The 9,921-nt window shown below is 69.0% G+C and carries 9 protein-coding genes and 1 pseudogene; 3 read left to right on the plus strand and 7 right to left on the minus strand.

Going from position 1 to position 9,921, the window contains the following annotated elements; genetic code table 11:
* Positions 1-15: 15 nt before the first annotated feature.
* The 7 genes from BHU15_RS08945 to BHU15_RS08975 all read right to left on the minus strand — a co-directional run bounded on the left by BHU15_RS08945 (position 16) and on the right by BHU15_RS08975 (position 7,163).
* Complete coding sequence (locus BHU15_RS08945) at positions 16-759, minus strand: NAD-dependent epimerase/dehydratase family protein (RefSeq protein ID WP_079128015.1); 744 nt, start codon at positions 757-759, stop codon at positions 16-18.
* 44 nt (positions 760-803) lie between these two features.
* Positions 804-2,117: a lipopolysaccharide biosynthesis protein RfbH gene (gene rfbH, locus BHU15_RS08950; RefSeq protein ID WP_376207349.1), complete on the minus strand. Its 1,314-nt coding sequence runs from the start codon at positions 2,115-2,117 to the stop codon at positions 804-806.
* Positions 2,118-2,119: 2 nt separating this feature from the next.
* Positions 2,120-3,127 carry an NAD-dependent epimerase/dehydratase family protein gene (locus BHU15_RS08955; RefSeq protein WP_069626699.1) on the minus strand — a complete coding sequence of 336 codons (1,008 nt, stop codon included), beginning with the start codon at positions 3,125-3,127 and terminating at the stop codon, positions 2,120-2,122.
* Positions 3,114-4,100: a dTDP-glucose 4,6-dehydratase gene (gene rfbB, locus BHU15_RS08960; protein ID WP_069626700.1), complete on the minus strand. Its 987-nt coding sequence runs from the start codon at positions 4,098-4,100 to the stop codon at positions 3,114-3,116. Before rfbB ends, BHU15_RS08955 begins: the two co-directional genes overlap by 14 nt.
* Entirely contained in the window at positions 4,097-5,164 is a 1,068-nt protein-coding gene (locus BHU15_RS08965; protein WP_069626701.1) for a glucose-1-phosphate thymidylyltransferase, read from the minus strand. The genes rfbB and BHU15_RS08965 overlap by 4 nt, the downstream gene beginning before the upstream one ends.
* 124 nt (positions 5,165-5,288) lie before the next feature.
* Positions 5,289-5,861, minus strand: a complete 573-nt coding sequence (locus BHU15_RS08970) for a dTDP-4-dehydrorhamnose 3,5-epimerase family protein (protein WP_023542149.1) — start codon at positions 5,859-5,861, stop codon at positions 5,289-5,291.
* Positions 5,862-5,876: 15 nt separating this feature from the next.
* Positions 5,877-7,163 (minus strand): activator-dependent family glycosyltransferase, encoded by a 1,287-nt coding sequence (locus BHU15_RS08975; protein WP_069626702.1) that lies wholly within the window; start codon positions 7,161-7,163, stop codon positions 5,877-5,879.
* A gap of 460 nt (positions 7,164-7,623) precedes the next feature.
* On the opposite strand from BHU15_RS08975, the gene BHU15_RS08980 reads away from it, so the two are divergent.
* The 3 genes and pseudogenes from BHU15_RS08980 to BHU15_RS08990 form a co-directional block, all read left to right on the plus strand.
* Entirely contained in the window at positions 7,624-8,871 is a 1,248-nt protein-coding gene (locus BHU15_RS08980; protein ID WP_069626703.1) for a sensor histidine kinase, read from the plus strand.
* Positions 8,872-8,948: 77 nt separating this feature from the next.
* Positions 8,949-9,554: a response regulator transcription factor gene (locus tag BHU15_RS08985; RefSeq protein WP_255293068.1), complete on the plus strand. Its 606-nt coding sequence runs from the start codon at positions 8,949-8,951 to the stop codon at positions 9,552-9,554.
* Positions 9,555-9,657: 103 nt separating this feature from the next.
* Positions 9,658-9,921, plus strand: a pseudogene (locus BHU15_RS08990) (2-oxoacid:acceptor oxidoreductase subunit alpha); the annotation flags it as partial.

Consider the following 9,921-nt stretch of genomic DNA (forward strand, 5'->3'; position numbering starts at 1 on the left):
GCGTACGCGGCCGGGTCAGGCATGTTCGGCCGCGAGGAAGTCGTTGAGGACCAGGCGGTAGTAGTCGGGGCCGAAGCCCATGTCCGCCACTTGAGGGACCAGGGCGCGCAACTTCCGGGTGGAGATGGCGTACTGGACGCCGGTGTCCACGTACTCCTTGCGCGGTTCGAACCCCAGCGCGCCGGCGAGATGGTCGACGATGTCCTCCACCGGGGCGGCGAATCCGGAGGCCACGTTGACCGTGTCGGCCCGCGGACCGGCGGCGAGCAGCCGGTCGATGATCGTGATCACGTCGCTGACCCGGATCAGGTCACGGGTGGCGCCCCGGTGCATGGTGACCGCCCCTTCGCGGATCTGGCGCACCAGCGTGGGGATGAGCTGGTGGTACCGCCCGTGCGGTCCCACCAGGTGGGCCAGCCGGAGGATGAGGTGGTCGGCCCCGGAGTCGCGCAGCTGCTCCTCCAGCGCGAGTTTGTGTGCGCCGTACGGGGTGTAGGGGGTCACCGGGGTGTCCTCGCTGCCCGGTCCCTCGGCGAGCCCGTACATTCCGGTCGCGGCGGTGGAGAAGAACAGCAGCAGCCGCCCGTCGGCCGCGCACCGCTTGGCGACGTCGCGCAGCAGTGCGGCCTCCCGCGCGAAGTCCGCGTCGGAGGCACCGCTCGTTCTGGACTCTCCCGCGGCGAGGGCCACGGTGCCCGGATGCCGGCCTGCCAGCGGACGCAGACACCGCGCGAGGAATCCGGTTCCCACTATCTCCATCGTCATCTTCCTGATCTCTGGGTGGGACGCGGTCCGACAGGCTCTCAGCCGCGCTGGGCCACGAACTCCTTGATCGTGGCGGTCACGTAGTCGAGCATTTCGTCGGTGAGGCCCGGGTAGACGCCGACCCAGAAGGTGTGCTCGGTGATGATGTCGCTGTTGGTGAGATCGCCGACGACACGGTGGGGCTGGTCGATGTAGGCGGGCTGGCGGGTGAGGTTGCCGGCGAACAGCCGCCGGGTGCCGATCTTCCGCTCCTCCAGGTACGCGACCAGTTCGGCGCGGGTGAAGTGGGCCTCGGGGTCGACGGTGATGACGAAACCGAACCAGCTCGGCTCGGACCGCGGGGTGGGCTCGGGGAGCAGCAGGCCCGGCACACCGTCCAGTCCCTCGCGCAGCCGGCGCCAGTTGCGCCGCCGGGCCTCGATGAAGCCGTCGAGCTTGGCGAGCTGCGTGAGGCCCAGCGCGGCCTGGATGTCGGTGCCCTTCAGGTTGTAACCGACGTGGGAGAAGATGTACTTGTGGTCGTATCCGGCGGGCAGGTTGCCCATCTGGTACTCGAACCGCTTGAAGCAGGTGTTGTTCTTGCCGGGTTCGCACCAGCAGTCCCGCCCCCAGTCGCGCAGCGACTCCACGATGCGGGCCAGGCCGAGGTCGGAGGTCAGGACGCAGCCGCCCTCACCCATCGTGAGGTGGTGTGCCGGGTAGAAGCTGACCGTGGTCAGGTCGCCGAACGTGCCGGTGATCTGACCGTCGTAGGTGGAGCCGACCGCGTCGCAGTTGTCCTCGATGAGCACGAGGTCGTGGTCCTTGGCGAGCTGGGCCACCTCGGCGACCTCGAAGGGGTTGCCGAGAGCGTGCGCGATGATGATGGCCCGGGTCTTGGGGCCGATGGCCGCAGCCACCCGGTCGGCCGTGGTGTTGTACGTGGTCAGGTCCACGTCCACGAAGACCGGCAGGAGCCCGTTCTGCAGGATCGGGTTGACGGTGGTGGGGAATCCCGCCGCGACGGTGATCACCTCGTCGCCCGGCTTCAGCCGCCGGTCACCGCGCTGGTGCGACATGAGCGCCGAGACGGCGAGGAGGTTCGCCGACGAACCGGAGTTGGTCAGATGGGCCTTGCGGCGCTTCAGGCGCTTGGCGAAGGCGGACTCGAACTTCTTGGAGCTTGGCCCGGCGGCGATGCGCATGGTCAGCGCGGCCTCGACGAGGGCGACCCGGTCGTCTTCGTCCAGGACCGCGCCGGACGGCCAGATCTCGGTCACGCCGGGCTCGAACTCCCGGGCGGGCGACGTCTCTTGGTGATACCTGCGGACCCCGTCCAGCACCAGCTCTTTGTTGTCGGCGATATCGCTCATCGTCATTTCCTTCCGTTGACCGGTGCCGCGACCGTGAGGAGGTCGCGCAGCGAGGCGTCGAGGGTGCGTCGCGGCTGCCATCCCAGAAGCCGCAGCGCCCGTGAGACATCCAGTTGCAGCCACTCCGCGTCGGTGCGTACGGGCTGGTCGGCAGCGGTCTCGACGACCGGGAGATCCACGCCGCTGAGTTCGACCATGCGGTGGATCAGCGCGTGCACGGGGACCGCCTCGCCGCGGCCGATGTTGACCACCTGGCCGCGGAGGTCCGCCCCGGGCGCGGTGGCGGCGGCCCGTACGGCGTCGACGGCGTCGTGCGCGTCCAGGACGTCGCGGTGGGCGCGCAGCGGCGGGAGCCTGAGCTCGTCAGGTTTCTCGCCCAGCGACTCGGCTCGGGCGGCCTCGCCGAGGTGCGCGGCGACCATACCGAAGAGGCTGCCGGCCGGCGCTCCGGCGCCGATCACGTTGGCGAGGCGGAGTACCACCCCGTCCAGGCCGTGTTCCGCCGCGGCCCGCTGCACGATCCGGGTGCCGAGAAGTTTGGTGCGCCCGTACGGTGTGACGGGAGCCGGCTCCTGGTCCTCCGAGGTGCCGGCGCCCGGCGTGCCGGCGCCGTACTCGTGGACGGTGCCGAGCTGGATCAGCCGTGGCCCGCGCGGCAGTTCGGCGAGTGACTCCGTCACCCGGGCCACCAGGTCCGCGTTGCCCGCGGTCATCTCCGCCTCGTCGGCCCGCCAGACCCGGCCGGCGGCGTTCACCACCACGTCGGGCCGCACCGAACCGAAGAATTCGGTGAGTTCCCGAGGGCGGGCCGTCAGCAGGTCCATGCGGACGGACCGCGGGCCCGGCCCGCCGTCCTTCGCCGGGCCGTCGTTCGCCGGGTTCCGGGACACCAGGTGCACCAGGGCGCCGTCGGCGGCGAACGCCTCGCCGATACGGCGGCCCAGGTAGCCGGTGCCTCCGAGCACCACGACGCGGAGCCCGGCGGCTTCACCGTTGTCAGCCGTCGGCACGGTCGGCCCCGTACTTGACGGACTTCCACCAGTCGACGTTGTCGCGGTACCAGTCCACCGTGGCGGCCAGGCCCTTCTCGAATCCGGTCAGCGGCGCGTAGCCCAGCTCTTCCCGGATCTTGGACTCGTCGATGGAGTACCGCAGGTCGTGCGCCTTGCGGTCGGCGACGCGACGGATCATCTCCGGTCCCGTGCCGGTCAGTTCGAGCAGCCGCTCGGTGATGTCGCGGTTGGTCTGCTCGTTGCCGCCGCCGATGTTGTAGATCTCACCGGCCCGGCCGCCCTGGAGCACGAGGTGGATGCCGCGGCAGTGGTCGTCCACGTGCAGCCACTCGCGGATGTTGAGCCCGTCGCCGTACAGCGGCACCTGCTCCCCTTCCAGCAGGTTGGTGACGAACAGCGGGATGAGCTTCTCGGGGTGCTGGTACGGCCCGTAGTTGTTGGAGCAGCGCGTGATCGAGAGGTCCACTCCGTGGGTGCGCCAGTAGGTGCGGGCGACCAGGTCGGAACAGGCCTTGGAGGCCGCGTAGGGGGTGTTGGGCAGCAGCGGCCAGCTCTCGGTCCAGGAGCCCTCGCCGATCGAGCCGTACACCTCGTCGGTGGAGACGTGCACGACCCGCTGGACCTTGGCGGCCAGCACGGCGTCGAGCAGCGTCTGGGTGCCCAGGACGTTGGTGCGGAAGAACTCCCCCGCGCCCTGGAGTGAGCGGTCCACATGGGACTCCGCGGCGAAGTGCACCACGGCGTCGTGTCCGGGCAGCAGTTCGCGCAGCAGGCCCGCGTCGCAGATGTCGCCCCGGACGAACTCCAGGCGCGGGTGGGAGGCCGGCAGGTTGTCGCGGTTGCCGGCGTAGGTCAGCTTGTCCAGGGCGGTGACCCTGGCGCCCTCCCACCCCGAGTAGTTGTCCGCGAGGAGGTTGCGGACGAAGTTGGAGCCGATGAAACCGGCCGCACCGGTGATGAGGATCCTCATGCCGCGACCTCCACTCGGGTGTGGTCTCCGACGACCAGGCGGTAACGGCCCGTGCTCTCCTCGGAGGTGCCGACGGAGGCGGAGCGGCCGATGACGGAACTGCGCAGGCCCTGAACGCCGGTGACCGACGCCCCGTCCAGCGCGATGGAGTACTCCAGCCGGCTCCCGGTGACCGCGCAGCCGCGTCCGATGGACGTGTGCGGGCCGATGTGGCTGTCCTCCACGACCGAGCCGGCACCGATGATCGCCGGCCCCTCGATGTGGGAGCGCACGATGCGCGCCCCCTCCTCCACGACGACCGGTCCCGCCAGCACGCTGGAGTCGTCGACCTCACCGGCCATGGAGGGACGCAGGCCCTCCAGCATGCGCTGGTTGCACTCCAGAACGTCCTCGACGTTCCCGGTGTCCTTCCAGTAGCCCTCGTACTGGCCGGCCCGCACATCGGCTCCCGCCGACACCAGCCACTGGATCGCGTCGGTGATCTCCAGTTCGCCGCGGGCGCTCGGCTCGATGGCCCGGACCGCCTCGTGGATGGCGGCGGTGAAGAAGTACACGCCGATCAGGGCCAGGTCGCTGCGCGGCTGCTGCGGCTTCTCCACCAGGCGCAACACCTCGCCGGACGGGCCCAGTTCGGCCACGCCGAAGGCCCTCGGGTCCGCGACCTTGTACACCACGACATGGGCTGCCGGGCGGTGCGCGGCGAACTCCTCGGCGATGCCGGCGATCCCCTCGGGCAGCATGTTGTCGCCGAGGTACATCACGAAGTCGTCGTCGCCGAGGAAGTCCCGGGCGATGGAGACGGTGTGCGCGAGGCCGAGCGGAGCGTCCTGCTGGATGTACGTCAGCCGAGCCCCGAACCTCGATCCGTCCCCGAGCGCCTGGTTGATCTCGGCGGCGCGGTCGCCGACGATGACCCCGATCTCGGTCACGCCCAGGTCCAGGATGTTCCTCAGGACGTATTCGAGGACCGGTGTGTTCGCGATGGGGATGAGCTGTTTGGGCATCGAGTAGCTGAAGGGCCTTAGGCGGGTCCCCGATCCGCCGGCCAACACCAGAGCCTTCATGGCAGGTCCTCTCGGTTCATGTGGTGACGCCTCTTCGGTCTGGTGGGCGGTTCACAGCCGCCCCGGCCGGGCACACGTCGTCGCGGTGTGCGCCGGCGGGCGGCAGGACTGGGGTTTCGCCGCGTCAGGCGGCGTCGAAGTCGGACAGCGTGCCCGCTGCCAGGGCCTCGGACAGCTTGGGCGCCTTCGCGTCCTTGTCCGAGATCAGCGGTGTCCCGGCGCAGTCCCAGGGCAGGTCCAGGTCGGGGTCGAGCGGGTTGATGTCGATCTGTGTGCCGGGGACGTAGGTGCTGGAGACGACGTAACAGATGCAGCTGTCGTCGGTGAGCGCCAGGAATCCGTGGCCGACACCCTCCGGGACGTACACGGACCGGCCCGAGGCGGCGTCCAGTTCGTTCACCTGGTGCCTGCCGAATGTGGGCGAACCGACCCGCAGGTCCACGAGGATGTCGCGCAGCACGCCCCGGACGCAGGTGACGAACTTGGCCTGCCCCGGAGGGATGCTCACGCTGTGGATGCCGCGCAGGGTGTGGCGTCTGGAGACGGAGTAGTTGATCTGACGGGGCTGGAAGGTGATCCCCGCGGCCCGCTCCAGTTCGTCGGACCGCATTGACTCGTAGAACACGCCCCGGTCGTCGGATATGTGGTCCGGCTCGATCAGGAACGCGCCGGGGATGGTGGTTTCCTCGATGCGCACGGCTCGCCCGCCCCTTCAGCCGCGGTGCTCCGCGGTCAGTCTCTCCAGGACCGGGACCACGTCCTTCGGCGCGGGGGCGGCCAGCATGTCCTCGTACAGACCTTGTGCTCCGAGCTGGAAGGACGGCTCCTCGACCAGCCGTACGAGGTCCTTGCCCACGCTGTCGACGTCGATCGCCGCGGGGTCGGCGATCAGTCCGGCGCCCCGGCGGGCGACGTACCGTGCCGTGACCATCTCGTCCCACATCGGGAGCGGCGCGACGAGCTGCGGCACCTTGAACGCGACGGCGGCGGCGAAGGTCCCGCCGCCACCGTGGTGGATGATCGCCGAGCTGGTGGGCAGCAGCTGGTTGAGCGGTACGTACTCGATGGCGCGGACGTTGTCCGGGAGCGTGCCCACGGCGGTGAGCTGCTCGCTGTTCAGCGTCGCGACCAGTTCGAGGTCCAGTCCGGCCACGGAGTCGAAGAACTCCCGCACCGGAAAGCCGCTGTGCCGGCCGGCCAGCAGTCGGCGGCTCACACCCAGGGTGAACACGGCGCGGGGCCGTTCGGGCCGGGCGTGCAGCCAACGGGGAAGCGTGGCGGCGCCGTTGTAGGGGACGCGGCGGACCGGGACGTAACTCAGGTCGAGCGGGTCGCGCATCCGGGACTGGGTCAGGTCCAGGGTCCACTGGCCGACCAGTGTCTCCTCGGTGAAGTCGAGGCCGTAGCGCTCAAGCACCGGGCCCAGCCAGGGCATCCACGGGTCGTCGGTCAGACCCGAGTCCGGATCGGCCAGCTCCTGGCGCGTCTTGGAGCGGATCAGACCGATGTTGTCCATGCCGAACAGCAGACGCGCGTGGGCGGCGCCGCAGGCACGCGCGGCCACCGCGCCGGTCGGCGCCAGCGGGTCCCACAGCACCAGGTCGGGGCGCCAGTCCCGGGCGAACTCCACCAGCGTGTCCAGGATCGGGCGGCGCCCACCGCTCACCTGCTCCGGCGGGTAGTACGCGTTGAACATTCCCCCCAGGACGGCCCTGGCCTGACGCCAGGCGTTCTCGTCGGCGGGGTCGAGCGCCAGGGTCGGCCTGTTGGGGCCCGCGCCGGCCATGAGGGGCGCCAGAGAGGCGGTGAGCTCCTCCTTGCCGCCCAGGGACACCGCGGTGAGACCGGCCGAGGTGATGTTCGCGATCACCTTCGGGTCGACCACTCCCTCGGGGCTCGCCACCACGACCTCGTGACCGGCACTCTGCAGAGCCCATGCCAGCGGGATGGCTGGATAGAGATGTGCCGATGTCGGAAAGATGGTGAAAAGAACGCGCATCGCTGACCTCTCCGAGACTGCCGGCCCAACGCCGACGGCGTGCTGTTCGCTCGAATCCTGCGAGGGGGCTCTAAAGAGCCGCTTGTGCAGAGGGGCGACGGGGGCTCGGAGTCGGAGGTCGGAGCTGAGGCTCGGAGTTGGGCGATCCCGCCCCTGGTCGCGCGGTCGCATATGCCACCGCACCGCGGGACCTCCGGATCCGCCACATACCGGGGCCCCACCCGCACAATCAACACTTTTGACGATCAATCAACCCATCGCGCACCCGCCGGAACACCCAGCACCCTCAATATCGGGCACCTGACCAGCAGGAATAGCGAAGTGCCGGTGGATTAACAGGTTTGATTGGTTCTACAAATTTGTGCCCACGGGTCCCTGATCGCCGCACACTCTTTACTGCGTTGACTTATCATCCCCGCAGGATGACGCACATGTTGCGGGGCGGGGGACAGTGCAGGTGATGGGCAGTCACGACCGTTCCAAGAGTGCGGACGGGCCAGGGGGGCGCAGACCCGGAGCGGTCGACCCGCCACATCCCGACTACGCCTTTCCCGTTTCCCGGCCGGCGCGCTCCATCCTCGTCGCCACGCTGCTGGGCTACGCGCTCCTCAGCGCCATGGGCGTCCTGAGCGCCGGGAATTCGACGACGGCCAAGGCAGCCGGGCTGCTCCTCCTCGTACCGGTCGTCATCCTGCAACTCCTCCACTCCAGGCCGGGCATGAGCCGGGTTCCCCTGACCCGGAAGTGTCTGACCCTCACACTCCAGGCAGTCCTTACCTACCTCCCCGTCCTCCTCTTCCAGACTTACTGGGAAACGATGGCCGGATACCTGGCCGGATCACTCCTGCTCCTGCTGCCGCCCCGCGTGGCCTGGCCGCTCTACGCCGGCGTGGGCCTGAGCATGCTCGTCCCACCGCTCATGGACAGTCGAACGCTCATCGAGAGCATCCCCTTCGCGCACATCACGCTCCTGTCGGGACTCGTCCTCTACGGACTCACCCGGCTGACGGAACTGACCACACACGTCCACAGCACCCGCGGCGAACTCGCGCGCCGGGCCGTCACCGGAGAACGGCTCCGCTTCGCCCGCGACCTCCACGATCTCCTCGGCTTCAGCCTCTCCGCCATCACCCTCAAGAGCGAACTCATCCAGCGCCTCATCCCCACGCAGCCCAACCGGGCCATGAAGGAGATCAGCGAGGTCCTGACCATCGCCGGCCAGTCCCTCGCCGACGTCCGCAAGGCCGCCAGCGGTTACCGCACCATGTCACTCCAGCAGGAGATCAGAACCGCGCAGACGATGCTCGACGCCGCCGGCATCGGCGTACGGGTACATGTCGAACTCGGCACGCTCTCCCCCCACATCGAGACCGAACTCGCCACGACCCTCCGCGAAGCCGTCACCAACCTCCTGCGCCACAGCGAAGCCACGCACTGCGTCATCAGCGCCGTCCAACAGGACGGCGTGGTCCGCCTCGTGGTCGAGAACGACGGCGCCGACTCCGCCTACCACAACACCGCGCCCCACAGTGGCAACGGACTCCGCAACCTCCACGCGCGCATGACCGCGATAGGCGGTCATCTCGAATCGGGCCCCGGCGAGAACGGCGTGTTCCGCCTTCTCGCCGAAGCACCCCTGAGAAAAGCATCGGAATCAGCCACGGAACCAAGGGTGAGCGAGTTCCCGCCGAATGGAACAGCCGCATGACCACACAGCCCGACAACAATGGTATAGGCCAAAACGTCTCGCCGCGATCCGAGCGGACCACAGGCGGGAGTTCGGTCATACGGATACTCATCGCCGAGGACATGAACATGGTCCGCGGCGCTCTGGTCGCCCTGCTGAATCTCCAAGACGATCTCGAAGTGGTCTGCGAGGTCGAACGCGGAGACGAAATCGTCGACATGGCGCTCAAACACCGACCCGAGGTCGCCATCATCGACATCGATCTGCCCGGTGTCGACGGCCTGTCGGCCGCGACTCAACTGCGCGAACGGCTCCCGGAGTGCGGCGCCCTCATCCTCACCAGCCTCGGCCGGCCCGGGACCCTGCGCCGGGCGCTTGAAGCGCGGGTCTCCGGCTATCTCCTCAAGGACGCCCCCTCCGCCGAACTCGCCACCGCTGTACGGCGGGTGGCCGCCGGGCACCGGGCCTTCGACCCGGAACTGGCGCTGGCCGCCTGGGGAGAGTTCGAGAACCCCCTCACCGACCGGGAGGCTCAGGTACTGAGACTCACGGCGGAGGGCGCGGAGGCACGGGAGATCGCCTCCGTACTGAGGTTGTCGGCGGGGACGGTGCGCAACTATCTGACCACCATCGTCACCAAACTCAACGCGCGTAACCGGGTCGACGCCATCCGTATCGCCAGGGACGCCGACTGGCTGCCGTGACGGCGTCCGCCGGTCAGGGCCGGGCCGCTTTGGCCGGTCACAAGGGCCGCTCAATACCGTGCGACGGCAGGCAGTCAGCCGCGTCGACGGGAAGGAGCGGCCGGTGGCCGTTGACACGACTCATGCGAGTGACACGAGCGCCTCAGGGGGCGCGGTCGGTGCGTCGGGTGTGAAGGAGGTCCGTCGTCTGGATCGGGTGATCATTCGTTTCGCGGGTGATTCGGGTGACGGTATGCAGCTGACGGGTGACCGGTTCACGTCGGAGACGGCGTCGTTCGGGAACGACTTGTCGACGCTGCCGAACTTTCCCGCGGAGATCCGTGCGCCTGCCGGGACGCTGCCGGGTGTTTCCTCGTTCCAGCTGCAC

Source organism: Streptomyces niveus (genome assembly GCF_001723055.1).
Lineage (GTDB): Bacteria > Actinomycetota > Actinomycetes > Streptomycetales > Streptomycetaceae > Streptomyces > Streptomyces niveus.